At 46.2% G+C, this 26456-nt stretch carries 14 protein-coding genes and 1 pseudogene; 9 read left to right on the top strand and 6 right to left on the bottom strand.

The window, feature by feature from the left end; genetic code table 11:
* The coding region (locus ABHV44_RS02195) for an HYR domain-containing protein (protein WP_459073002.1) at nucleotides 1-9800 on the bottom strand (9800 nt) is incomplete at its 3' end.
* A gap of 434 nt (nucleotides 9801-10234) precedes the next feature.
* Between ABHV44_RS02195 and ileS the strand changes: the two genes are divergently transcribed.
* The 3 genes from ileS to ABHV44_RS02180 all read left to right on the top strand — a co-directional run bounded on the left by ileS (nucleotide 10235) and on the right by ABHV44_RS02180 (nucleotide 14826).
* Nucleotides 10235-13606 carry an isoleucine--tRNA ligase gene (ileS, locus tag ABHV44_RS02190; protein ID WP_459073001.1) on the top strand — a complete coding sequence of 1124 codons (3372 nt, stop codon included), beginning with the start codon at nucleotides 10235-10237 and terminating at the stop codon, nucleotides 13604-13606.
* 18 nt (nucleotides 13607-13624) lie between these two features.
* Nucleotides 13625-13996 carry a TraR/DksA family transcriptional regulator gene (locus ABHV44_RS02185; protein ID WP_459073000.1) on the top strand — a complete coding sequence of 124 codons (372 nt, stop codon included), beginning with the start codon at nucleotides 13625-13627 and terminating at the stop codon, nucleotides 13994-13996.
* 107 nt (nucleotides 13997-14103) lie between these two features.
* Nucleotides 14104-14826: a lipoprotein signal peptidase gene (locus tag ABHV44_RS02180; protein ID WP_459072999.1), complete on the top strand. Its 723-nt coding sequence runs from the start codon at nucleotides 14104-14106 to the stop codon at nucleotides 14824-14826.
* 10 nt (nucleotides 14827-14836) lie between these two features.
* Here ABHV44_RS02180 and ispG read toward each other — a convergent pair whose 3' ends face one another.
* Together ispG and ABHV44_RS02170 are read right to left on the bottom strand one after the other, a co-directional pair.
* Entirely contained in the window at nucleotides 14837-16786 is a 1950-nt protein-coding gene (gene ispG / locus ABHV44_RS02175; RefSeq protein WP_459072998.1) for a (E)-4-hydroxy-3-methylbut-2-enyl-diphosphate synthase, read from the bottom strand.
* 162 nt (nucleotides 16787-16948) lie between these two features.
* On the bottom strand, nucleotides 16949-17896 hold the full coding sequence (locus ABHV44_RS02170; RefSeq protein ID WP_459072997.1) for an OmpA family protein: 948 nt from the start codon (nucleotides 17894-17896) through the stop codon (nucleotides 16949-16951).
* A gap of 131 nt (nucleotides 17897-18027) precedes the next feature.
* Between ABHV44_RS02170 and ABHV44_RS02165 the strand changes: the two are divergent.
* Nucleotides 18028-18735 (top strand): annotated as a pseudogene (locus ABHV44_RS02165) (class I SAM-dependent methyltransferase); the annotation flags it as partial.
* Nucleotides 18736-18966: 231 nt separating this feature from the next.
* On the top strand, nucleotides 18967-19548 hold the full coding sequence (locus tag ABHV44_RS02160; RefSeq protein WP_459073007.1) for a MiaE family protein: 582 nt from the start codon (nucleotides 18967-18969) through the stop codon (nucleotides 19546-19548).
* Between the two features lie 72 nt (nucleotides 19549-19620).
* Here the strand turns inward: ABHV44_RS02160 and ABHV44_RS02155 are convergent, their stop codons facing one another.
* Entirely contained in the window at nucleotides 19621-20910 is a 1290-nt protein-coding gene (locus ABHV44_RS02155; RefSeq protein ID WP_459072996.1) for an aminopeptidase P N-terminal domain-containing protein, read from the bottom strand.
* 125 nt (nucleotides 20911-21035) lie between these two features.
* Here ABHV44_RS02155 and ABHV44_RS02150 point away from each other — a divergent pair, with 125 nt between their 5' ends.
* From ABHV44_RS02150 to ABHV44_RS02135, 4 genes are all read left to right on the top strand, one after another.
* The gene (locus tag ABHV44_RS02150) at nucleotides 21036-21590 is read left to right on the top strand and encodes a hypothetical protein (RefSeq protein WP_459072995.1); all 555 of its coding nucleotides are present in this window, start codon (nucleotides 21036-21038) and stop codon (nucleotides 21588-21590) included.
* A gap of 78 nt (nucleotides 21591-21668) precedes the next feature.
* Complete coding sequence (locus ABHV44_RS02145; RefSeq protein WP_459072994.1) at nucleotides 21669-22094, top strand: RidA family protein; 426 nt, start codon at nucleotides 21669-21671, stop codon at nucleotides 22092-22094.
* Nucleotides 22095-22140: 46 nt separating this feature from the next.
* Nucleotides 22141-22968, top strand: coding sequence for a DUF3108 domain-containing protein (locus ABHV44_RS02140; RefSeq protein WP_459072993.1), 828 nt, complete (start codon nucleotides 22141-22143; stop codon nucleotides 22966-22968).
* Nucleotides 22969-23062: 94 nt separating this feature from the next.
* Nucleotides 23063-23722, top strand: coding sequence for a NifU family protein (locus ABHV44_RS02135; protein ID WP_459072992.1), 660 nt, complete (start codon nucleotides 23063-23065; stop codon nucleotides 23720-23722).
* Between the two features lie 68 nt (nucleotides 23723-23790).
* On the opposite strand, the gene ABHV44_RS02130 is transcribed toward ABHV44_RS02135, so the two are convergent.
* The gene (locus tag ABHV44_RS02130) at nucleotides 23791-26040 is read right to left on the bottom strand and encodes a TonB-dependent receptor plug domain-containing protein (protein ID WP_459072991.1); all 2250 of its coding nucleotides are present in this window, start codon (nucleotides 26038-26040) and stop codon (nucleotides 23791-23793) included.
* Between the two features lie 4 nt (nucleotides 26041-26044).
* On the bottom strand, nucleotides 26045-26398 hold the full coding sequence (locus tag ABHV44_RS02125) for a heavy-metal-associated domain-containing protein (protein WP_459072990.1): 354 nt from the start codon (nucleotides 26396-26398) through the stop codon (nucleotides 26045-26047).
* Nucleotides 26399-26456 lie beyond the last annotated feature (58 nt).

Genomic DNA, 26456 nt, shown 5'->3' with positions numbered 1-26456 from the left:
GCCGGGCAGGTGATTGTTGGGTCGATGTCGTCAATTAGTGTGATCGTGAAAGAGCAGTCTGTACTGTTCCCTGAAGCGTCTGTCGCTGTCAAAGTGATCACTTGTGTGGTTCCTTCGCCTGAAAGCACTGTTCCCACTCCTGGTGATTGAGTTACTACAACTCCAGCGTCACAGTTGTCGCTTGCTGTTGCAAGGCCAGTGTAATCCGGAATCGAGAACTCGCAACTGGCATCTGTTGCTTCGTCAAAATCAGCTGGACAAGCAATCGCTGGGGCGGTGTTGTCTTCGAGCGTAATGTCGAAGGTGCAATCGCTTGAGTTACCGTTTGTGTCAGTTGCAGTGAGTGTGATCGTGTGACTTGATCCCACTCCCGTCAGGATCACTCCTGCTGCCGGACTTTGCGTGTAGACAATGTTGGCGTCTGGTGTACAGTTGTCGGTAGCTACAATCGCTCCGGTAAAGTCTTCGAGGCTATACTCGCAACTTCCATCCAAATCTCTTGAGACATCGCTCTGGCAAGTGTTAATCACTGGCGCTGCGTTGTCAGTTACCACTACATCAAACGTGCAAGTGGCGGTATTGCCCGAGGCGTCAGTTGCGGTGAGGGTTACTGTTGTTGTGCCGGAAACTGTTGCTCCGGATGCCGGGCTTTGAGTCACTGTAACTGAACAGTTATCTGAAGCAGTGGCAAGCGAAGTGTAATCTGCCATGGTGAATTCGCAGTTCGTGTCTGCCGAAACGTTTTGGTCACCAGGGCATGAAATTGTTGGATTCGTTGTGTCTTCAACTGTCACGTCAAAAGTGCAAGTTGCCGTGTTCCCAGCTCCATCTGTTGCTGTCAAAGTAACTGTCGTAGTTCCAAGTCCAAGTGAAGCACCAGCGACTGGTGATTGGGTAACAGTTACTGAGCAGTTGTCACCGGCTGTCGAGCCTGAAGCGTAATCAGGAAGACTCACCTGACATGAAGCATCTGCTGAAAGCGTCTGATCTGCAGGGCAAGTTACTGTTGGGTTTGTCGTGTCTTCTACCGTTACATCGAAAGTGCATGTTGCCGAGTTTCCAGCTCCGTCTGTTGCAGTCAAGGTAACTGTCGTAGTTCCAAGTCCGAGTGAAGTTCCCGCAATTGGAGATTGAGTAACCATTACTGAGCAATTATCACTTGCTGTTGCTCCAGAAGTGTAATCCGGAAGGTTTACCTGACAGGAAGCATCTGCTGAAAGCGTCTGATCTGCCGGGCAAGTTACTGTTGGGTTTGTCGTGTCCTCAACTGTTACATCGAATGTGCAAGTGGCTGTGTTTCCAGCTCCATCGGTAGCTGTCAAAGTAACTGTAGTAGTCCCGAGTCCAAGAGGAGTTCCCGCAACTGGAGATTGAGTAACCGCTACTGAGCAGTTATCACTTGCCGTAGCTCCAGAAGCATAATCCGGAAGGTTTACCTGACAAGAAGCATCCGCTGAAAGTGTTTGATCTGCCGGGCAAGTTACTGTTGGGTTTGTTGTGTCTTCTACTGTTACATCGAATGTGCAAGTGGCTGTGTTTCCAGCTCCGTCTGTTACAGTCAAGGTAACTGTAGTAGTTCCAAGTCCAAGAGAGGTTCCTGCAATCGGAGACTGGGTTACAGTCGGTGCTGCATCGCAGTTATCACCCACTGTGGCCGATCCAGTGTAATCTGGAAGACTGGCGTCACAAGCAGCTGTGGTTGAAATCGTTTGATCGGCAGGACATGAAATCGTTGGATCAGTCGCGTCCTCTACTACAACATCAAATGTGCACGAGCTTGTGTTTCCAGCAGCATCGGTTACAGTTAGTGTCACAGTGTTTGCACCAAGTGAAAGAGTTGCACCAGCTGCAGGAGACTGAGTGACAATTGGACTTGCATCGCAGTTATCGCTCGCTGTTGCCAAAGACGTGTAGTCTGCTAAAGTCGCTTCGCAAGAGGCATTTGCAGAAACCGTTTGATCGGCTGGACATGAAATTGCCGGATTAGTATCATCCTCCACAGTCACATCAAAAGTGCAGGATGAAGAATTTCCTGCTGCGTCAGTTGCGGTGATTGTCACCGTAGAGGTTCCGTTTACAACTGCTCCAACCGCTGGCGATTGTGTAAGTGTTGGTGTAGCATCGCAATTGTCGTTGGCAGTGGCCAGTGAGGTAAAGTCTGGTAAATTTGCGTCACATCCTGAAGTCGCAGAAATAGTCTGATCTGCGGGACAAGAAATCGTTGGGTTCGTTGTGTCTTCAACTGTCACGTCAAAAGTGCAAGTTGCTGTGTTCCCAGCTCCATCTGTTGCTGTCAAAGTAACTGTAGTAGTTCCGAGTCCAAGTGAAGCACCAGCGACTGGTGATTGGGTAACAGTAACTGAGCAATTGTCGCTGGCCGTGGCTCCAGAAGCGTAATCCGGAAGGTTTACCTGACAAGAAGCATCTGCTGAAAGCGTCTGATCTGCAGGGCAAGTTACTGTTGGATTCGTGGTGTCCTCAACCGTTACATCGAAAGTGCAAGTGGCTGTGTTTCCAGCGCCATCTGTTGCTGTCAAAGTAACTGTGGTGGTTCCGAGGTTCAGAGTTGCACCAGCTGCCGGTGACTGCGTCACAGTTACCGAACAATTATCGTTTGCTGTGGCTGCGGAAGTATAATCTGGTAGACTCGCCTGACAACTTGCATTCGCAGAAATTGTCTGATCAGCTGGGCAGGAGATCGTTGGGTTTGAAGTGTCCTGAAGTGTGATAGTGCCTATACAATCTGTTGAGTTTCCAGCAGCATCAGTCGCTGTCAATGTTATAACCTGAGTTGTTCCGTGTCCGCTGAGAACCGTACCTGCAGCAATCGACTGAGTGTAAGTAATTCCAGCATCCGCTGTACAGTTATCGCTTGCCACATTAGCAGCTGCAGCCTGGGCAGCGTAATCAGGAACTGTCCATTCACAGCTAGCATCCACAGTTTCTGTCAGAGAAGATGGGCAGTAGCTGAAGCTAGGAGCAGTAGTATCTTCAAGAGTAAGAGTGAATGTGCAGTCAGCGCTATTTCCGGCTTCATCAGTTGCTGTGAGCGTTACAACCTGCGTGGTGCCGTGACCACTCAAAATTGTTCCTGCTGCCGGAGATTGCGTGTAAGTAATGTTCCCTGCTGCAGAGCAGTTGTCAGTAGCTGAAATAGCTCCTGTAAAATCTTCAAGTGAATAGTCGCAACTTCCGTCAAGACTTCTGGAAACATCTGACTGGCAAGAGCCAATCACTGGATCAGTTGTGTCTTCTACCGTAACATCGAATGTACATGTAGCCATGTTTCCTGCTCCGTCTGTTGCAGTGAGAGTAACTGTTGTTGTACCTAATCCGATTGTCGCGCCAACTGCTGGAGACTGAGTTACTGTCACCGAGCAATTGTCGTTTGCAGTGGCCATTCCCGTATAGTCTGCAAGGCTAACCTCACACGATGCGTTTGCTGAAACCGTTTGGTTTCCAGGGCACGTAATAGTTGGGTTTGTTGAATCTTCAACAGTTACATCGAATGAGCAATTCGTTGAATTACCCGCTGCATCAGTCGCAGTAAGAGTAACTGAAGTAACTCCTGTAGAAAGTGAAGAGCCCGCAGCTGGTAACTGAGTAACTGTCACAGAGCAGTTGTCAGCTGCTACACCTGCAGTGTAATCCGGCATCGTTGCCGAACAGCTTGCATCCTGAGAAATTGTTTGATCTGCAGGGCAAGTGAGTGAAGGGGTTTGGTTGTCATTTACTGTAACCGTTGCCGTGCAGATGTCTGAATTTCCGTAGAAATCATAAACAGTAAGAGTCACAGAGTTGCTTCCCAAATCCGCACAAGTGAAGTCAGTTTGCGAAAGTTCCATGTGAACGATTCCACAGTTGTCTGAAGAACCATTGTCAATGTCGGCTGTGGTAATACTCGCCTGTCCACTGGCATCGAGATTCACAGAAATATCCTGGCAAACAGCAGATGGAGCGATGTTGTCTTCTACCGTCACCTGAGATGAGCAAACATCTGTATTTCCGTTGTTGTCTTCTACTGTTAGTGTAATGTCGTTGGATGTAGGAACTGTAACAGTCGTGTTCGGAATACCAGGCCCGCTGATATCAACGTCAATTCCACCACAAGCCAGGTCGGCAGGAGTTACTGTGGCACAGTTTGTTTGCGAAGTGTAAGCCTGCGAAGTAGTGAAAACTCCAGATCCACCAGAATTGGGCAAATTGAAGAAGATGTTACTTCCATCGCAATTAATATTTCCCTGCAAAGTGTAGAGACTGGCAGGAATATTTGAACCACTAAAATCAATTTGATAAGCCAGTGTAACTGTATAGCTGTAACCAAATGCACAAGTGCTTCCCACAGGATTAATCGCAATTGGCATAACCTTAATATCCACATCGTAACCATCGCTAGAGCTTACAGTTTCTGTTGGGAAGTCAGTGCAATCGAATGCTGTTTGACTTGATGTTAATGAAGCAATTCCGCAGTTGTCGGCGCTACCGTTGTCGAGGTCAGCTCCGGTTATGGTTGCGTTCCCGGTCGCATCAAGCTGAACAGTAATGTCCTGGCAAGCAACGACAGGGTTTTCAGTGTCTTCAACAGTTACATCAAAAGAACAATTAGACGTGTTACCTGCATCGTCAGTTGCTGTAAGTGTAACTGTGGTTGTTCCTACACCTAACAAGGTTCCCGCAGCTGGAGATTGAGTAACAGTAACCGAGCAATTGTCGCTCGAAGTTGCTCCAGATGCGTAGTCTGGAAGACTCACCTGGCAAGAAGCACCTGCTGAAAAAGTTTGATCCGCTGGACAAGAAACTGTTGGGTTTGTTGTGTCATCAATGATTACATTTTGGTTCGCAGTTGTGCTATTTCCTGAGGCATCTGTAAAAGTCCATGTAATCGTGTAAGATCCTTGTGTAGAATAGGTTGTTGGATCTGAAGTTGTACCAGTTATTATTCCTGTGCAGGAAGTAGTGGTTGGCGCTGTAACAGTGGCCGAGCATTCTTCTGTAATGTCTGGAAGGGTCGGGGCTTCTGGGGGAGTAACTACTGTGTAATCAAAGTCGACACTGTTCGAAGCAATAGGTGTCGTGTAGCCATCCACTCCCGAAGTTACCAAACCAAGTCCGTTAGCAATCACAGGACTATCGCCAAGAAGGCCATCTCCATTAGGATCTGAGTAGCCAGCTTCTTCAACATCGAAACAGAGATCACCGTCTGAGTCCAGTTCGATGCTGTCAAAATTACCGTCTGCGTCAGAATCTTTGATGTTGTAGTTGATATCTCCGCTTTCTGTAGAAGTTTCAAGTGAATTTGCCAATCCGTTCTCTCCAAAAGCTGATGAACCTCCGTCTATCACTCCATCATTATTCACATCTGCAGCACCGTGGCCTGCTTCAACAAGGTCGTAAATTCCATCATTATCAGAATCCAGGTCGAGGTGGTTAGGAATGCCGTCATTATCTGTATCAATATCCTGACAAACATCTCCAAAAGACTCGAAGCTATGTGCAATAAATGCCACATCTGCATTTGATGAAAGAGAAACTCTCATCAAGCTAATGTCACCGATGTTTGCGGCAGTAATACCAAACTCCTGGAGCTCTATGGTAGCCAATCTTAATTCTTTATCGGCTGCGGTTTGAAACACACTTCCATCAGAATTGTATATGTCGTAATTACTCTCACCGACTACAAAATTCAGCTCGCCAGTACCCTCTGCCGATACTTCGACTGAATTGCCGATGGCATTTCCGGTAGCGTCAAAAAATGTTACAGTATGAGATACCCCTCCCGTTTGAGCGACCTGACTCAGAAGTATATCAGGAGCACCATCACCAACAGTTGAAATATCCAACCCAGCAACATTGAAAAACCAGTCTCCGCCAATATTTGCTATCCCGGTTCCCAGGTTTAATCCATGTGGACCATTGTAAAGTAAAGAATTTAAGGGCTGGTTTCCTGGGTCAGAGATATATGTCGATCCAAGCGCAGAAGAAGGGTTCCCATCAATTTCAGAGCCCTCCAGGAAAATTTCATTATCTATGATATTGCTTGGTTGAAATGCAAACCATCCGGAGTTTGAACAAGGTATATCCCCTATCCCATCTCCATCAGTATCAATTTCGTCAGGGTCTCCATCACCATCCGTATCTATCAGACGATCATTTTCAACACCAGTAGTATAAGTCACTCCATTCGTTTCAAAAGCAAATAAATTATTCTCTCTTGTAGCCTTTACAGGGTTTATAGAAGAAGTGGAGCTTGACCAATATCCATTATCATTTGTGTAGACAGCAGAAACATGTGTTCCTCCTTGAATGGTTGTGGCTGGTTCAACCAGAGAAGCGGGTTCTGCTGTAGTGCATTCTCTTTCTTCAGTATCCGGAATCCCATCGTTATCATCATCTAAGTCGTACAAATCAGCTACCCCATCACCATCAGTGTCTACCACTGGATTGACAATAATTTCGAAAGTACACGAACCCGAATTTCCAGCTTGATCTGTAACATAGATTGTCACTGTTTGATCAGAGTTTATAGCTGTTCCCACAGTTGGATCCTGAGAATAGACAAGATCTGAAGGGCCTGAACAAACATCAGATCCTGATGCACCTGAAGTAAAGTCTGGAATGATATACTCGTAGTTTTCATCAAGATCTACATTGATATCACCTGGGCAGGTCGCTACAGGATCATCGGTGTCTTCTGCCATTACATCAAAAGTGCATGATTCTGTATTCCCATAGGTGTCTGTTGCGGTTATGGTAACAGTCGTTGTGCCAGGTGTTAAAACAGTTCCAGCAGCTGGGCTCTGTGCCAATGTGAAACCGCAGTTGTCGCTAGCCGTGACAGACCCTAAATAATCTGGTAAAGAAGCCTGACAAGAAGCATCTACAGAAATGGATTGATTGCTGGGGCAAGAAATGGTTGGGTCCTGATTGTCTACCACTGTAATGTCCTGGGTGCAAGTTGTCTCATTACCTGCATCATCAACTGCTGTGTATGTCACCGTAGTGGTTCCAACCGGATAAATACCCGAAGCATCAGCGCCACCGCCAGCTGCAGGATCAGTTGAAAATGAAACATCGTCTATCCAAAAACTCGCGTTAGCATCAGCAGGGAAAATATCAACTGAAGCAATTTGATTGGTTCCGTTAGACCAGGTTCCCTGAGAAACTCCATTAATAAAGAACTCCCAGTTGTTCGAAGTCAGATTCATTCTGAATCTCAGGTCGATCCATTGACCCTGGGAATAAGTTCCGCTAATTCCACCTGAACTCAGGTTGTAAGTTCCGTCTGTATTAAAGGTAGCTTCCAAAGCCCAGCTGGTTCCAATTGTCTCCGAACCTTGGAAATTGAAGTATGCAGAACTTCCTGTTTCTACATAAAGAGCAGTCTCGAAGTTGAAAATGTCTGAATCAATTAATCCACCAAAAGGAAGAACTACATCCTGTGGTCCTCCACTGCCGCTTGTACTCGAAAAGTAAATCGAGTTTGAACCCGAATTCGCCTGATTAGTCACAATCTGAGCGTCTTCTGCCCCTCCTGTACTTCCGCTCCAGGTAGTCCATTCACTGGCTTCTACACCAATGTAATCTCCATTGGAAAAAGACTCGAAATCCTGAATGTAGGTGTCGTGATCATTTAAAATAAAGACTCCGCAATTGTCTGTAGCTGTTGCCAGGGGAACAGTCACATTCGCTGAGCAATCGCCCGGATCGGTGTTGACCGTAATGTCTGCAGGACAAGTGATTGCAGGTGCAATGTTATCTATGACAGTAACATTAAATGAACAAACATCAGTGGCTTCACCATCGCTCGTAGTTGCTGTCCATTCTATTGTTGTTGTTCCAATAGGAAAATCGTCACCGCTATTCAATCCACTGCCATCAGTTCGAGAAATGCTGTTTGAACAATGCGACTCAACTGTAGGGTAGCCAAAGCTAAAGTTGGCTGTACAGGTGCCTGGATCAGTATAAATAGTCGTATCATTTTGACAGGTAACTGAAATCGTTGGCTCCTCTAAGTCAACCGTTCTCGAGGCTGTTTGAAGTTCATTACAGAGCAACCACGAAAAGGTAACCTCAATGGTTTCTGTGCCTTCTGTTACCGCATCATCGTATGCATCGATAATTATGTATTTCGTAGTCTCGCCAGCTGCGTAGGTTATGGTTGTTCCCAATGGATTCCATGAAGTGTCGTAAACTTCGTAATCTGTGCCCTGAATGGCTGTTCCAGCAAAAGAAACGTCTGCAGTAAATGGAACAGAAACATCTCCAGTTCTTTGAATTGCAAATAGACCGTAAATACATCCCTCAACTGGTGTACTCAAAGTTGCATCCGGCTGGATCTGAACATCACTCGGACGCTGGAATCCTGAGAAGTACCCAGCGTATCCGGCAACACCAGAAACCCCGTAGAAAGAAACGATTGCAATTGTGCTGGAAGTAATCGTCACATCACCCGTGAGTCCTGAAAGGTTGTAAACATCGTAGCTGTCACCATTTAAAAGAGTTGTGGTTACAGGTGTGCTTGTTTCGAGCACTCCATTAATATAAATGTCAGATCCGGCAAAAGTGGTAATAGTTACCCCCCCGGAAAATGTATTTCCACCGACTTTACTGATGTCTGGAATCTCGCTAATTACCGAATCTACCTGACATGACAAATCCGGAACGAAGTTCATTCCGGCAGTGTTCCCCGCATTATTTCCGGCAAGGAGCTGATAGGCAAAAGTCGGTTCTGATGTGTAAACTGACATCACACCAGAGACATAATTAGATCCGTTAATGTCATACCACTCACCTGCATTTATTGTCGCAATTGGAGTGGCAGATGCGTTTACATATATTTCTGTATTGTCCGTATGTGCTACAATCAGTGGCTTTTCCCGGTCGTTTCCACCCTGGGCCCGAACGAAAATGTAGTCGGTACCAATTTTTTCAACACCAACGATTTGGTCAATCCCATAATCTCGACCCGAAGAAGTAGATGGTTCACCACACCACGAACCCGTGTTCACTACAATCGGCTTGTTGGAAGTCACCAGGCCACCGATCATTCCATCAAGGTTATCCGGGTCATCCTCAGCATCACATCTTAATACATAGCATTCACCTTCATCCAGTGTAACGGTAATAACTGAGTTTGTTGAAGGTGCAGAGGGGCCTACAAGTGTAACACCCGACCCAGTGAGATCGATGTTTACCGTTGTGTTGTTCTCCGTGGCAACCACTCCGAAGGTGGTACCTTTATTACTATCATTCTGTTTGTTGGGAATACTTCCAAGCCTGAAAACTGTACCCAGCGCATTATTTCCTTTAGATGTAAGCGACCCTGCCTGAGAACCATCAATTGATCGCAAACGCAGGTTGACATATATTGGTGCATCTGAAACTACCTTGAATCCTACATTAGAACTAAGCACGCTATTCAGGTCACTGTGAGCAACAGCCACTCCTGAAGCAATTCCGTAATCGTCATAGCGAACTGGGGAGCCATTGACAACTGTTCCGGTTTGAATCACATTATTACCAGATGCATCAGTGATGGTATAATTCACTGGATCTGTCGAAGGTGTCGACAAATAGAGAAACATATCTCCAGGCTGCTCATTGTTGCCAACACCACCACCAAAAGGAGGAAGCAAGTGCAACGTATCGAGCTGGGCGAATCCTTGTGCAGTGCAGAAAACTATGAATGCCAATGCAAGGAGCACTTTTCTAAAGGCGTAAAAGGAAGAGATCTCCACTCCATATGGTGAGTGCGATCTCGTTGTAAAGAATGACATCTTGATGTAGTTGTACAATTTCATGTATACCCAGTTTTGTAAACTATTGTTACTCATCCACCTGAATTCAATGAATCAGGCCAACCTTTTAAAACCAGGTTTCACTCTTCTTGTATTTAGAATCTCGTTTCAGTGCCGCATCAACACATGGAAGTGAGGATACGATGGCAAATGTGAGCAGGTATGAAAGATTTGCTTGTAGGAATAATGGAAGATTTAGTGTAGGTTTCAGGTATTTCCTTCCGTACCAGAGAATGAAGTAAGCGGTGTAAACAACTGTTTTTGTTTTACTTAAACACAGTCAATGTCGTTGTTATCATAATTGATTTGCTGTAGGACGTTTCGTTTTCGATTGATATTTTTCGAATTAAATGGAGGGCTCTCCCCGGCCGGACTCTAATCAGCCATCAACTCTTTGAAATTAATTATCTTCGCAACCTTTAAAATCTATGGGTTTTATGAACAAGAAATATCCGGAATACAAAGGGCTAAACCTGCCCCAAACAGCCGATGAAATATTGGAGAAGTGGAAATCTGAAAACACTTTTCAAAAGAGTATTGACTCGCGCGATGCCAACAAGCCGTTCGTCTTTTACGAAGGACCCCCTTCGGCAAATGGAATGCCGGGTATTCACCACGTTATGGCCAGAGCCATCAAGGATATTTTTTGTCGCTACAAAACACTTAAAGGCTTTCGCGTAAACCGTAAAGCCGGTTGGGACACTCATGGACTACCCGTAGAACTTGGGGTTGAGAAGGAACTCGGTATCACCAAAGAAGATATTGGTGAGAAAATTTCTGTAGAAGATTACAACAAAGCCTGTCGAGAAGCCGTGATGCGCTACACTGATGTGTGGAACGACCTAACTGAGAAAATGGGCTACTGGGTGAACATGGACGATCCTTACATCACCTACAAAACAAAATACATGGAGTCGGTTTGGTGGCTCCTCAGAAGACTGTTCGACAAGGGTCTGATGTACAAGGGGTACACCATTCAGCCGTACTCGCCAAAAGCGGGAACAGGACTGAGCAGCCACGAGATCAATCAGCCGGGCTGCTACCGCCAGGTAAAAGACACCAGCGCCACGGCTCAGTTTCGCGTAGCTGATGATCATCAGGAAAAACTCCATCAATTTGTCGATGAAGACAAACGCGCTGTTGCTCCCTTCGACCTCATCGCCTGGACAACCACGCCCTGGACACTTCCTTCAAATACCGCTCTGACTGTTGGGCCAAAAATTGAGTACAGCATTGTGAACTCAAACAATGCGTACACGGGTGAACCAATGACTGTGGTAGTGGCCACTCCACTGGTCGACAAACATTTCCCGGTGAAAAAGGACGTGCCTTTCGAAGTGATAGGTAAAATGACAGGGAAAGACCTGGTCGGCATTCGTTATGAACAGCTGTTGCCCTACGTCCAGCCAATGGAAAATCCGGAAGAAGCTTTCCGCGTAATCCCTGGAGATTTTGTGACAACCGAAGACGGTACCGGAATCGTACACACGGCCCCGACTTTTGGTGCTGATGATGCCAAGGTTGCCAAAGATGCTGGAGTTCCCGCGATGCTCGTTCCGGACGAAAACGGAAACCCACGACCACTTGTAGATCTCCAGGGAAGATTTGTGAAGCAAATGGGTGATCTTGCCGGTAAGTATGTGAAAAACGAATACTACGATGAAGGCGAAGCTCCCGAAAAATCTGTCGATGTAGAAATCTCCATAAAGCTCAAGGAAGAAGGGAAGGCATTTCATGTAGAAAAATACGAACACAGCTATCCACATTGCTGGAGGACGGACAAGCCAATCTTGTTTTACCCGCTCGATTCGTGGTTCGTGAAATCCACCGAAGCCAAGGATCGCATGATCGAGCTCAACAAAACCATCAACTGGAAACCCGAAAGCACCGGAACCGGAAGATTTGGAAACTGGCTCGAAAACCTCAACGACTGGAACCTCTCGCGCTCGCGCTACTGGGGAATCCCAATCCCAATCTGGCGCACCGAAGAAGGTGATGAAGCCAAGTGTATTGGATCGGTTGAGGAGCTCAAGGCCGAATGCCAGAAAGCTGTAGATGCCGGACTGATGGATCAAAATCCATTTGCCGATTTCGAAGTGGGCAACATGGCTGATGAGAATTACGACCAGTTCGACCTTCACAAAAACATCGTAGATCAAATCACACTTGTTTCCGATTCGGGAAAACCGATGAAGCGAGAAGCCGATCTTATCGATGTGTGGTTCGATTCAGGCTCTATGCCTTATGCCCAGTGGCACTACCCATTTGAAAACAAGGAAAAAGTTGAAGAAGGGTTTGCCTATCCGGCAGATTTTATTGCCGAAGGTGTGGATCAAACCAGAGGATGGTTCTTCACGCTCCACGCCATTGCAACCATGTGCTTCGATTCCGTAGCCTACAAAAACGTAGTCTCCAATGGACTCGTGCTCGACAAAAATGGACAAAAAATGTCCAAGCGCCACGGCAACGCTGTGGATCCATTTGAAACGCTGAAGAAATTTGGCCCAGATGCCACCCGCTGGTACATGATCACCAATGCTCAGCCGTGGGACAACCTCAAGTTTGATCTGGCCGGGATCGAAGAAATCCAAAGAAAGTATTTCGGAACGCTCTACAACACCTACTCTTTCTTTGCGCTGTATGCCAACGTAGATAGCTTTGACTATAGCCATAAGGATATCGAGTTTGAAAAAAGGCCTGAAATAGATCGCTGGATTTTGTCGAAGTTGAACTCACTGGTGAAAAGCGTTGATGAAGCCTATTCGGATTATGAGCCCACTCGCGCTGGCCGATTGATTCAGGAGTTTGTTACTGATCAACTCAGCAACTGGTATGTGCGACTGTGCCGCAGACGCTTTTGGAAAGGTGAGTTTACAGACGACAAAATTTCGGCTTATCAAACGCTTTACACTTGCCTGACCGACATCGCAAAGATGACGGCTCCGATTGCACCGTTTTTTGCCGACAGGCTATTCCGCGACCTCAATGCAGCCACAGGAAAAGAAAAAGCAGAAAGCGTGCATTTAGCTCTTTTTCCGGAAGTCAACGAAAGCCTTATCGACACAGACCTCGAAGAAAGAATGGAAATCGCTCAGCAGGTAGTGTCTATGGCATTGAGCTTGCGCAAAAAGGAGCACATCCGCGTTCGCCAACCGTTGCAGAAAATCATGATTCCTATTTTGGATGAAAAATTCGAGCGGCAGTTGCAATCTGTTGAGGCGTTAATACTCAGCGAAATAAACGTGAAAGAGCTGGAGTACCTGAAAGACTCTGGAGTGTTGGTGAAACAGATCAAGCCAAATTTCAAAACTCTGGGACCTAAGTACGGTAAGCAGATGAAAGCAATTGCAGCTGCCGTAAGTAAGTTCGATCAGGAAGACATTCAAAATATTGAAAGTGAAGGCGAATACCAGCTCAATCTTGAAGGAGAAGAAATCGTCTTGACGCAGAGCGATGTAGAAATTACATCGCAAGATATTCCCGGTTGGCTTGTAACCACCGAGGGTAGAATTACGGTAGCAATGGACATCACTCTCACTGACGAGCTTCGTGAAGAAGGAATTGCACGTGAATTTGTAAATCGTATCCAAAACCTTCGAAAAGACAGTGGTTTGGAAGTGACCGAAAAGATCGCGTTGCAGATCAAAAAGCACGATTTTATCAACGCTGCAATCGAAAAGAATTTAAATTATATTTGCTCGGAAACGCTGGCGGGTGACCTACAATTGGTGGATTCGCTCGACAGTGGCGAAGAGGTAGAAGTGAGCGATGACGTGAGCACACGCATCGCCATAAGACGACTCAACTAATTTTAAAATAGATAGCAAATGGCAGAAACCAGATATTCAGACTCAGAGCTAAAAGAATTTGAAGACCTCATAAAAAACAAGCTGGAGAAGGCAAGAGAAGACTATGAACAATTGAAAAAGTCTCTCTCGCATGCTGATGATAACAGCACTGACGATACGTCTCCAACATTTAAAATGATGGAAGATGGCTCAGAAACCATGAGCCGGGAAGAAACTGCTCAACTGGCATCTCGTCAGGAAAAGTTTATCGAATCTCTTGAAAACGCTCTAATCCGCATCAAAAATAAGACTTACGGAGTGTGTCGCGTGACGGGAAAACTAATTGCAAAAGAACGCCTCAAGCTCGTGCCTCACGCTACTCTCAGCATTGAGGCCAAGCGAATGCAATAAGCCACGCCCCTTTCAGTTTCTTTTGAAATAAAAGCTATCGAAAAACTCACTTTGACTTTTTCCAGGTGAGTTTTTCTTTTTCATAAATCTCAAGACCGCAAATCGATTTGAAACGCGCACTCATCACCATTTTTGGTGTTCTTTTTATCGACCAGGCTGTGAAGCTTTGGATCAAGCTCAGCAAGTCTCTAGGTGAGTCGATCCACGTTTTTGGCTGGGATTGGTTTCAAATCAATTTTGTGGAGAATCCAGGTATGGCATTCGGCCTCGAGTTTGGCGGGATGCACGGTAAACTGGCACTCAGCATTTTCCGAATCATTGCCATCATAGCCATTGGTTACTATCTGTGGACAATCATTCGAAAAAAAGCGCATCCCGGTTTCATCATGTGCGTGGCACTAGTGCTTGCCGGGGCAATCGGAAATATTATCGACAGCGCATTTTATGGGCTAATTTTCGACAAGGGAATGATGTGGAGCGAAATGGAAGGACGCTGGATTCCCTATGCCGGAGTTGCAGAGATTTCTTCAGATGGGTATGCCCCATTTCTCATGGGCCACGTGGTTGATATGCTCTACTTTCCAGTCATCAATGGGCAATACCCAGATTGGTTTCCTTTTGTAGGAGGCGAACAGTTCACCTTTTTCCGACCAGTCTTCAACATTGCCGACTCAAGCATCACCATAGGTGTGGCCATTATTTTCTTGCGTCAAAAAGCCTTTTTTGGCAACAGTAAGGAAGAGGATGAAACCGAATCAGATTTAGACACGGAATCGTCAGCAGCGGAAGTACAAAGTGCTCCGGAGAGTTCTAAAGAAACTTCTTCTTAATACTGGACGACTAAGGCTCTATCCAGTCTCCGTATTCTTTAATCAGATTGATCAATTCATCAACAGCGTCCGCTGAAGGGACGTTTTTCTTAACTACTTCTTTCTCCTTGTAAAGAGTGATTTTACCGGGTCCAGTACCCACATAGCCGTAGTCAGCATCGGCCATTTCACCGGGACCGTTCACAATACAGCCCATGATTCCGATTTTCACACCTTTAAGATGATCTGTACGCTTCCGGATCATCGCTGTAGTTTCCTGAAGGTCGAAGAGTGTGCGCCCGCAAGAAGGACACGAGATGTACTCTGTTTTTGAAATGCGAGTGCGTGTAGCTTGCAAAATGCCAAATGAGAGAGCATTTACTTTCTTTGGATGAATCTCCGTATCAATCCAAATGCCATCTCCCATGCCATCAATGAGCAGCGCTCCCATATCTGTCGATGCGTAAAGCTGAAGGTGCTCTTCGGTAATGTCTTCGTAACTGCGTTTAATAATTACTGGCACTTCGCATTCTTCTTCAATAAATCGGAAGAAGGCAAGGCGCTGCTCGGCCATACCGTGGTCTGTGTCGTTTTTCAAAACCACCACAACGGTCGGATCGCTCTTCAGAGTTGAGACAAGTGTATCCGTGAGACCAGCGTAGCTCAGTTCTACCAGATTCATCTTTTCCGATCGATCACCACTTCCAAGATACTCCTCTAGAGTGAGCAAAGGGAAGACGCGATCTCTGTTCTGATGATCTTTCCAGGTTGGGTAATTGGCTACAGCCAGGAGCGTTCCCGGCAATTCAAAATCTGGCAACTTGTCTCCAAGAAAAACCATGTCGCAAGCCATGTCCGCAATGTTCCACTTGTCCAAAGGAACAGAGTAGTTGTACCCGATAGGGAAAAATGAAGCCGGTGTAATTTTTTCTTTTCTACTAAAGTCAGCCACTATTCGAGGCACTTCGCTTCCCCCGATGTTCATTACCTGGCGAGAGTCTCGTTTTTCAAACACAAACGGATCAATCGGAATGGTTTGTGGTTCGGGAAGTTTGGTTTGTCGCGGACGCTTTTCGTAGCGATCGGCAAGTGCTTTTGCCACGGGAATCTCCTTTTCAGAAGCTTCTGTGAGCGACACGCGAATGGTATCGCCCAAACCGTCTTCGAGCAGAGTTCCGATTCCCACCGCTGACTTTATTCGCCCATCTTCGCCTTCTCCAGCTTCTGTCACTCCCAGGTGCAGCGGATAGTTCATTCCCTCTTTCATCATGGTGTGAACGAGAAGTCTGTAAGCTTGCACCATCACCTGCGGGTTGCTGGCTTTCATCGAAATTATAAGATCGTGAAAATCGTTGTCGCGGCAAATGCGGATAAACTCCATGGCCGACTCCACCATTCCGAGCGGTGTGTCACCGTAGCGACTCATAATGCGGTCACTCAGCGAGCCGTGGTTGGTACCGATTCTCATAGCTGTACCTTCTTCCTTGCAGATCTTTACAAGTGGCTCAAATTTTTGTCGAATCCTCTCAATCTCTCCCAGATACTCTTCATCGGTATATTCAATCTGCTGAAATTTCTTTTTATCTGCGTAGTTCCCCGGATTCACCCGGACTTTCTCGACTATTCGAGCCGCGATTTCCGCAGCATTTGGAGTAAAGTGAATGTCGGCCACCAGAGGTGTTTCGTAACCGCGCTTTCTCAGTTCTTCCTTTATCGGGCCGAGATTTTCAGCGTCTTTTCTGCTCGGAGCCGTTATCCGCACGAGCTCACAACCAGCATCAATCATTCGAATAGACTCAGCCACAGTAGCCTCAGTGTCTTTGGTGTCGGCAGTGGTCATCGACTGCACGCGAATGGGATTGTCCCCTCCAAAGCCCACATCGCCAACCATCACTTCGCGGGTCTTAAATCGGCTGTAGCTGCTGAGGCTGTTGCAGTATTGCTTATCCGAAATTTTTGTTTTTTGCTCGACCTGATTCATGAAAAATTAGCTGTGTTGATTACTTTCTGCACGGTAAATTTCCGAATTTGTTTTGTCACTGACCAACGGATTCGGAAGATTTCAAGGTTACGACAAATTGGGAGGTTATTAGGTTCAGGGAATTACTCAAAAAAACAAACCTGACCAGCTAAAACCGGACTTCTACAAAATCACAATCTCAATCCTGCGATTCGCCTCGCTCTGTGCATTGTTCTTGGGCTTTCGGTAAATGGGTTCATCACCTCCTTTACCAATAGTTTCGATACGGTCCGCAGCAATTCCATTCTTCATCAGGTAGTTTTTCACCGCTTGGGCGCGTCCTAGCGATAGTTCATGGGCATTTTTGTAAAACTCGCCTCCTGAGCGCTCTGCAGCTCTTTTGAGATCGCTTCTTCTGACGCGTTTTCCGTTCACGTGACCCTCGAGCAAAATCCTTACTTCGGGATAGGCCCGCATAAAATCGAGTAGCTGTTCCAGTGCATCTTCTGAATCTCTGGTGTAGTCAGCCCGGTTACCGTAAAAATGAATGTCTTCGAGCTGAAACTTATCGCTCTTCTTTAATTCCCTGGGAATGTAGCTTCCTTCCTTTTGATGCGACATTCCGCCATTTCCTGAAATACGATGCTTTTCGTTTTCAGGTTGACTTTCAGCTACAGCCTGATCACTTTCAAACTCTTCAGGAAAAAGTTCCTCAACCAGATTTTGAGGAGGTGGATCGAGCTTGGGGAGCAATTCGATTTTTATTCGAACGCACCGATTGAGTTCATCGCGACTGTCGAAAACTGGATTCTCCTCACCCACAAAATCGACATCATAAATAATCATGTCGAGATAGTTCTCGCGCATGTAGGAGTATACATTTCGTGCACGCTTTCCGGATAGTTGAAGGTTTTTGATTTCATCTCCCAGCTTGTCGGCATGACCTACAACCGTAATCTTGTCGATGATTTGATCTTCTGGAAGCGGAAAGAGATCGTCTATTTTGGCTTTTGCATCTGTACTCAACTCCGAAGAGCCAACATCGAAAAATACAGTTTCATTTAGCTCCTTCTGGCCGTAGCCAAAAAGGGCAAAACAGAATGAAAATAAAATTGCCAAAAAGGTTTTCATGGCGAACCTGTAGGTTAGTTAGGTAGGCTAAAAATAAGACAGGACGTGGATTTCTACTACTTGAAACACTCTGTTTTTTGAAATAGATTTCAACACAACTCTATCTTTCTGGCATCCTTACCTTTGCCGACATGAGCACAATTTTATCTGACGACTGGCAGAGCTATTCGCTAATTGACTGTGGCGAAGGCGAAAAGCTGGAAAAATTTGGCGACTTCACCTTGATTCGCCCCGAACCAACAGCCGTTTGGCCAAGAGCACTTTCTCCAAAAGAATGGAAAAGCAGGGCCGATGCGCGATTTGAGCCGACCTCAAAAACGGCAGGCAAGTGGCACAACTTCGGCCAGGTGCCACGATCGTGGAACGTGAGTTATGACCTCAATGGACAAGAACTCACCTTCGAGTTGCAGATGACCAAATTCAAGCACGTGGGGCTTTTCCCTGAGCAATCGGCCAACTGGCAGTTTGTGGCCAAACAGTGCGAGAGATTTGAAGAACCAAAAGTGCTCAATCTATTTGCTTATACTGGTGGAGCTTCACTTGCTGCCAACGCAGCTGGCGCCAAGGTGACTCACATCGATTCGATCAAACAAGTGATTAGCTGGAGTAGAAAAAACATGGAGCTCTCAGGAATGGATGGCATCCGTTGGCTGGTCGAGGATGCTCTAAAATTCGTTGAGAAAGAAATCCGCAGGGGAAATCGCTACGCGGGAATCGTTATGGATCCGCCAGCCTGGGGACTCGGTCCAAAAGGGGAAAAATGGAAACTCGAACAGAAGATCAATGAGCTTCTGGCTGGAACGAGCCAAATTTTGGAAAAGGAGAGTTTTGTGGTGCTCAACACCTACTCGGGCTTTTCACCTCAAACCCTAAGAAACCTTGTGAATTCGCATTTCGTAAAAGGAAAAATAGAGACAGGAGAGTTGGTTCAAAAATGCGAATCTGGAAATGATCTTTCAACGGGATCTGTGGCTCGTATTGAATTTTCACAGCTTCAATTGCCTTCAAAAACTGAATTCACGAAATTTGCCTTCATGGAAAAGAAAGAGATCAAAGAGAGCAGCAAGGTGATGCTCGGCCTTAAACTGCCCACCGACCCGCGTTGGGTGAACATCGTTGAGAAAAATATCGAAGAAATTCTCACAGACCACGCCTACTGTGAGCAAAAGGCCGCCTCAAACGCCATTACCACTATCGTCAAATTCCCAGAATATCCCGATCTGGTGGACGAAATGGTGCAGATTTCACTCGAGGAAATGGAGCACTTCGGTATGGTGCACAAAAAGATTCAGGAGCGCGGACTCACACTCGGGAAAGAGCGCAAAGACGAATACGTGCAAGACCTCTTGAAATTCATCAACCGCGGTGGAAGCCGCCAGCGACAACTCACTGACAAGTTACTCTTTGCCGCCATGATTGAAGCTCGCAGTTGTGAGCGCTTTCGCTTACTTTCTCAGGAAATTGACGATGCCGACTTGCGTGAGTTCTACCACGAACTCATGATTTCAGAAGCCAATCACTACACGACTTTCCTGAAGTATGCCCGAAAATACGGTGACCCGGAAGACGTAGAAAAACGCTGGCAGGAAATCCTCGACTACGAAGGAAGCTTAATGAAAAAATACGGAAAGAAGGAGACGATGCACGGGTAAATTAAAACCCCGTCCACAAAAAAAGTCCGGGTGTTCGCCCGGACTTTTTCATTTCTGTCTTCGAAAATTCACTTAAGAATTCATCACATCCTCAATTTCTTCGATTTCGATTGGAATGTGTCCCATCAAATCGCGGTGGCCGTCTTCGAGCACCACCAAATCATTTTCAATTCTGATTCCAAGACCCTCTTCGCGGATGTAGATTCCAGGTTCTACCGTGAACACGTTGCCCGGCTGAATAGGATCTGACCAGTGACCAACATCGTGCACATCGAGGCCGATGTGATGGCTCGTTCCGTGCATAAAATACTTTTTGTACGCTGGATTCGAAGGATCCTGATTCTCCACTTCTTTTTTATCGAGCAGCTTTAGGTCGATCAGCGCACTGGTCATCATCCGGCCCACTTCTTTGTGGTATTCGTAAAGCGTGGTGCCCGGACGAAGAATATCGATAGCGTCTTTCATCACTTTTCGAACGGCATTGTAAACCTGTTTTTGGCGATCGTTGTAGCGGCCATTTACAGGAATCGAGCGCGTGAGGTCCGAGGCGTAATTTCCGTATTCGCAACCCACGTCCATCAAAATCAAATCGCCATCTCTCACCGGCTTGTCGTTTTCGATGTAGTGAAGTGCGCAGGCGTTTTTTCCTCCTGCCACGATTGGCGTGTAGGCAAATCCGCGCGATCCGTTGATCTGGAATTCGTGGCTCACCTCAGCTTCAATTTCGTATTCCATCACACCCGGTTTGATAAACTTCAAAACGCGATCAATTGCCTTTCCGGTAATGTTGCAGGCATTTTGCATCTGCTCAATTTCTTCCGGTTCTTTCACTGAGCGGAGCTTGTGCATTATCGGAGCCGAGCGCTCGTAGTTGTGGTGCGGATAAGTGCTTCGGCACCATTTTGAAAAACGCATTTCTCTGGTTTCCACTTCGAGCACAGCACGCGTGTGTTCGTTGCTGTTGAGATAGACGTTTTGCGCTTCGCCCATCAGCGATTGGAAAGCTTTGTCGAAGGAATCCGTCCACTGTATGTTTTTGATTCCGGTGACCTGGGTGGCTTCCTCTTTGGTGAGCTTTTCGCCTTCCCAAATAGCTATTTCAGGACTGGTTTCTCTCACGAAAAGAATCTCGCGCTGGTGCTCGTGGTGAGCATCGGGGAAAACTACAAGCATCGTTTCCTCCTGGTCCACCCCGGTGAGGTAGAACAAGTCATTGTTTTGCCTAAACGGCATCGTGCCATCGGCATTAGTGGGCATAATGTCGTTTGAAGTAAACACCGCCATGGAGTTTCGCTTGAGGTGTTTTATAAATTTTTGTCTGTTTCGGATGTAAAGTTCTTTGGGTAATTGCTGATATTTCATCTTGATGTTTTTTCCTTTCCGTTTGACCTGTTTTTTTAGAGAATCGCCAAGTTAATAATTCTCCAGAAGGTCAGGTCTCCGCGAAAGTTTTACTTTAATAGTCGAAAACCAAAAGTCTATTCGCCTTGGATCAAAAACACTTGACAGACAAACCGAATAGAAAGCATCTTTCACTGCACCGAGTGATTCTTGTGCTTTCCCTCATTTTCATTTCCACCAGTGTCTTTTCGCAGAGTTACCTGACTGTTCGAAATCAAAACAGGCCAAAAAGATTTCGCTTTGATTTTGGCGATTACATTGGTGTAAAACTCAAAAATGACCGAAAAGTCTACAAGGGAGAGCTTCAGGGATTCACAGATTCGACCATTTACATTGCTGGTTCGATGGCTTCGCACGTGATTCGGCTGGATCAAATTCGAGTTGTGAAAGACTACCGCTGGCAAAACTTCACTGGAGCCCTTGCCAGAAGTGCCCTCTACACTATTCCTTTTTTCCTGATTGGAGAAGCAGCTACGGGCAGCGGATCAGTGGACAATTTCAACGACCTCACCTATCGGCCCGGTTACATTTTAAGTGTGGTTTATGGTGGAATAGCAGCACTTCTCTATCCGATAAAAGGCAGGCGATTCAAGATCGGAAACCGATGGCAGCTACTGGTGATAAGTCCTTACGCAAAATGAAAGGTAAGATGTGGAGTTTTGAACTCTCGGGCAAATCGAACTCTTATATTTGCCTTAACCCTTACAAAAGAAATTCAAATGCAAGAAAAATCTACTAGATACGACTCAGAGAAAGCTCCGGAACCGGTTGGACTTTACCCTCACGCCAGGAAGGTGGGCAATTTGCTTTTTCTTTCGGGAGTTGGCCCAAGAGAGCGCGGAACCAAAAAAATTCCCGGAGTGGAAATCGATAACGATGGCAACATTACCTCTTATGACATCGAAGCGCAATGCCATTCTGTTTTTAAAAACGTGAGGCTCATCCTTGAGTCATCTGGCTCTTCGTGGGAAAATCTGGTAGACGTGACCGTTTTTTTGACCAACATGAAGGAGGATTTCAAAACCTACAACAAAATTTACGCGGAGTACTTCAACGACAATCAACCGTGCAGAACAACCGTTGAGATCAGCAGTCTCCCAACTCCAATTGCAATCGAGCTGAAGTGCATCGCAACAGTTGATTAATTGCAGCGTTTAGATAGTTGGAACACTTTTTGGTTTTCTCTGCTGCATGAAAAGAATCGCAATCATTTTAGCAGTCGTTTTCACTCAGTTGACAATGACTGCGCAAGACAAAGTCGTTTACAGACCTGACCCCGTGAGTCTCGATACGCTCGAGCGTCAGGAGCTGCGCTCTGTAGAAAACACGGCATTTAAAGCAGGAGAAAAATTGACCTACACGGTGCACTACGGTTGGGTGGATGCTGGAGAAGCCGTGCTCGAGGTGAAAGATTCGCCCTGGAATTTTAGCGGCCGTGAAGCCTACAACATCGTTGGCACTGGTAAAACGCTCGGTGCTTTCAACTGGGTTTTCAAAGTGCGCGATCGCTACGAAACATACATCGACAAAGACGGAATTTTTCCTTATCGTTTCATTCGCGATGTGAACGAAGGTGGCTATGAAATCCATCAGGACTATGTCTTCTTTCCGCACAAAAGAGCTGTGAAGACACAGGACGATACAACCTACGCTACTCCCGATTTCGTTCAGGACATGCTCTCTAGTTTCTACTACGCCAGAACGTTGGATTTTTCGAACGTAAAGAAAGGAGACGTATTCACGATCATGACTATTGTTGACGAAGAGGTTTTCCCAATGAAAATCAAATTCCTGGAGCGGGAAACGATAAGCCTGAGAAAAGGAGACTATCGTTGTCTCAAATTCGTCCCGGTTATTCAGGAGGGGCGAATCTTTAAAGATCAGGACGACCTGAACGTTTGGATTACAGACGACAAGAACCACGTTCCCGTTTTGGCCAAGGCCAGCATTCTAGTAGGTTCTATCAAAATGGAACTCACCGATTACAAAGGGCTTTCTCACCCCATCGCCAAAGAATAAACTAGTCTGCTTATATGCTTGCCAGGAAAGAAACGTGCTAGAAAATCACCAGCTCTATTTCTTCCTTAACTTTGCAAAAAATAAGACGCACATTATGAGCGAAGCAACAAAAATTCCTACTGAGGTTTACGCAGAAATGACGCCCAATCCATCAACGATGAAATTCGTTACCAACCGGGTGCTGATCGAAGGCGGTAAACAGGTGGAGTACCTCAGCAAAAAAGAAGCAATGGGCTCTTCCTCACTTGCAGAGGAGCTATTCAACTTCCCGTTTGTTAAGGGGATTTTCATCTCCGGAAATTTCGTAACCGTGATGAAGGACGACTCGCTCGACTGGGATTTGATCATCATGCAGATGCGCGAATACATGCGCGAGTGGCTGATGGAACACGAAACTGCCGTGCAAAATGTGCCCGAGGAGCTCGATCCAAAAAGTGAAAAGTACTCACGTGAAAGTTCAAACGTGGAAAAGTCCGCTCAATCGGCTCCTTCCGAAAAGATTGAAGGACCAATTGAACCTACCGAGTACGATGAGGAAATCCGAACGATGCTCAACGACTACGTGCGCCCGGCTGTGGAGCAAGACGGAGGAGCCATCGATTTCAAAGCATTTAAAGACGGCAAAGTTTACGTTCAACTTCGCGGAGCATGCAGCGGCTGCCCTTCGAGTCTGAGCACACTAAAAGGCGGAATCGAGCAATTGCTAAAATCCAAAATGGATGTAGTGGAATCGGTTGTGGCTGAGGAGGTTTAAAAAGATATTCTAAATTAGAACAGGACCATTTACGAAGCTTCGTAAATGGTCCTGCTATTTTTTAGGCATTACTTGATCGTGTACCTCAATCCTCCGTAAAACATTCTTCCGAAAATTGGTCCGTAGACCAGGCTCGCATCGAAATCTTCTCCAAACGGGTCGCGATTGGCAATGATGGGGTTCTCTTGCTGGAAATTCAGCAGATTTTCTCCTCCAAGATAGACTTCGAAGGACTTTCCAAACGCTCTCGTAACCTGTGCATTAACGATGTAGAACTGCTCGCTTTCTTCGGCAAGTTGATATTCTGCTGGATTGTCCGAAGTTTTCGGAAGTCGCATTTGACCGTTAAACGTCCCCGTAATGTCGAATCGCCACTGCTTTCCGTCTTCCCTTTCTTTGGTTTCGTAGCTCACATTCGCCAGGGCGCGGTGTTCTGAAATGAGTGGCTTCTCTTTCCATCCTGAGCGGTATTTCGTTCTCACATCAATCCAGCGATAAGCCATCCTCAAGGACACCCTTCTAAAGGGACTGTAGTTCATTTCTACCTGGGCACTGTTCGAGTAAGACGCGTTTTCAAGGTTGTAGAAATAAACCTCTCCGGCACTTTCGTCAAGATCTGTCACTACTTGATTCTCAAATTCTGTTCGGTAATAATCCAGCGTGACTGATCCTTCGCGATAAAAAAGTCTGAACTTGTGAGTGAGGTTTACTCCGTAGTTCCAGGCTTCCTCGGCTTTCATCCCATAAGGGTTTCCAGCTTCATCACCTTCGAAATACAGTTTTCTGCTCGAAGCCAGTAGACCTACGTTTTCCATGATCACGTTGCTCGTTCTCCAACCGCGGCCAGCAGCGAGCTTTGCAGAAGTGTTTTCAGAAAAGCTGTAGCGGAAATGTAGTCTCGGACTGATCATTAAACCATAAAAATTATTGTGGTCGGCTCTGAGCCCCGCTACCAAAGTGAATAGTTCCGTGTTATTCCAGGTGTATTCGAAATAGGCTCCCGGAGTTTGTTCAACTCTATCGAAGTTGAGCGAATCCAGATTTTCCTCAATGCCGTCTTGCTGATAGCTCAAGCCAGTCGTAAACTTATGGTTGGTGTTTCCGATCATAGAGCTGTAGAGCAAATTAATTCGGAAACTCTCTTGCTTTCCGGCATACTGGCGATTCCCGAATGTCGAAGTGTTGTCGTAGAACGTCCCGGAGATCTGTGACCCGAAACTTTTCCAGGGTTGTCCGTCAAACACGTAACCCGTCTTCGCAAAACCCTGTATCCGCTCGGTGTTTCTCACAACTCCATAAAGCATACGATTCACCTCATCCTCTGGGTCAAAGTTGAACTGACCGGCACGAGACTCAGTATTCAGATAGTTGAGCTGGTATTTTCCTCTCCAGCCGCTTTCACTTTGAAAGCGCCATTCATTGCGAAACAAGGCACTTTCTCCAAGTGGGTTGTCCAAAAAACCATCGTCATTCATGTCTCTCCGGGTTCGATTCATAAACCCATGTGCCAGAACAATCGTTTTCCAGTTTTTCCCAACATCTGCCTTCACGTTTGCATTCGCCTCCATTCTGCCACCTTGGTTACCATAGAAATTTAGGTGAAGTTTTTCTTCGGAGTTCGGGTTCTTTGTGTTGGCATTAATTTGTCCTGTAATGCTCTCGTAGCCATTTACAACCGAGCCCATACCTTTGGAAACCTGGATGCTTTCAATCCAATCTCCGGGAATGTAGGTCAAACCGTAAATCGACTGCAGTCCTCTCACCGATGGGATTACATCCTGCATAATTTGCGTGTACTTCCCGTCCAGGCCAAGCATTTCGATTTGACGTGTTCCGGTAACTGCATCGGTAAAAGACGCATCCACGGAGGCGTTGGTTTCGAAACTCTCGGAAAGATTGCAGCAAGCCGCCTTTTGCAGTTCCTTGCGATTCATCGTCTGCGTGTTGAGCGGATCGATAAGGGAAAGTTCCGTGGCTTCTCGTTCGTATACGACCAACGCCTCTTCGATCATTTCACCGCTTTGCAGCGTCACCTTCACGGGATTTCCGGTGTACTTCACCGTATCCGACTGGTAACCGATAAATCGGATCACCAGCGTGTCGGTCTTTTCAGAAAGGGGCATCGAAAAGGTACCATCGATTTTCGTAGCTGTTCCTTCGCTCGTTTTCATCCAGATGACGTGTGCCCCGGCAAGGCGCTCGGTTTTACCGTCAGGACTCACGCCTTTCACCACACCGCGCACTTCATCTCCAGACTGAGCAATGAGTTGTGTGCCGATCAGTATCCCAATCAGCGCCAATAAAATTCTAGAACTCATCAACTCAGTGTTTGGAGTCTTCGCGATACTTGCAGCAGTGGTGGATGCTGTCATAGGCCTTGTCAGACGCCTTCACTTTTTCTGTGTCGTGACCGGCATCTGCAATTCGCTGGTGAATTTCTTCTTCAGTGATTTTGTTGGGCTTGTACACGACCTCAAGTTCGCTAGTCTCAACTGTCCAGTTAGCGTAGCGAATTCCCTTCGTGTCTAGTGCTTCTTCAATGCGCTCCTTGCACATCTCACAGATTCCACTCACTTCAAATTTGAGCGTGATAGGGTCGTTACTTTGAGCATTTACAGCCATTGAAAAAAGAAGTGTAAATGCGAAAAGAGAAAAATATGTTTTGAAAGATTTCATTGCGTTTTTGATTTTATGGATTGAAAATTAATTCAGGTCGATTGTTTGATCAACACTT

The organism is Halocola ammonii (assembly GCF_049334165.1).
Classification (GTDB): domain Bacteria; phylum Bacteroidota; class Bacteroidia; order Flavobacteriales_D; family Sanyastnellaceae; genus JBEGHD01.
This window is presented reverse-complemented; position numbering and strand designations above follow the sequence as displayed.

Bases quoted from the DNA above. Each gene is read 5' to 3' on its own strand.
- ileS (WP_459073001.1), top strand. From the start codon at position 10,235: ATGAACAAGAAATATCCGGAATACAAAGGGCTAAACCTGCCCCAAACA.
- ABHV44_RS02185 (WP_459073000.1), top strand. From the start codon at position 13,625: ATGGCAGAAACCAGATATTCAGACTCAGAGCTAAAAGAATTTGAAGAC.
- ispG (WP_459072998.1), bottom strand. From the start codon at position 16,786: ATGAATCAGGTCGAGCAAAAAACAAAAATTTCGGATAAGCAATACTGC.
- ABHV44_RS02170 (WP_459072997.1), bottom strand. From the start codon at position 17,896: ATGAAAACCTTTTTGGCAATTTTATTTTCATTCTGTTTTGCCCTTTTT.
- ABHV44_RS02160 (WP_459073007.1), top strand. From the start codon at position 18,967: ATGCTCGGCCTTAAACTGCCCACCGACCCGCGTTGGGTGAACATCGTT.
- ABHV44_RS02155 (WP_459072996.1), bottom strand. From the start codon at position 20,910: ATGAAATATCAGCAATTACCCAAAGAACTTTACATCCGAAACAGACAA.
- ABHV44_RS02145 (WP_459072994.1), top strand. From the start codon at position 21,669: ATGCAAGAAAAATCTACTAGATACGACTCAGAGAAAGCTCCGGAACCG.
- ABHV44_RS02140 (WP_459072993.1), top strand. From the start codon at position 22,141: ATGAAAAGAATCGCAATCATTTTAGCAGTCGTTTTCACTCAGTTGACA.
- ABHV44_RS02135 (WP_459072992.1), top strand. From the start codon at position 23,063: ATGAGCGAAGCAACAAAAATTCCTACTGAGGTTTACGCAGAAATGACG.
- ABHV44_RS02130 (WP_459072991.1), bottom strand. From the start codon at position 26,040: ATGAGTTCTAGAATTTTATTGGCGCTGATTGGGATACTGATCGGCACA.
- ABHV44_RS02125 (WP_459072990.1), bottom strand. From the start codon at position 26,398: ATGAAATCTTTCAAAACATATTTTTCTCTTTTCGCATTTACACTTCTT.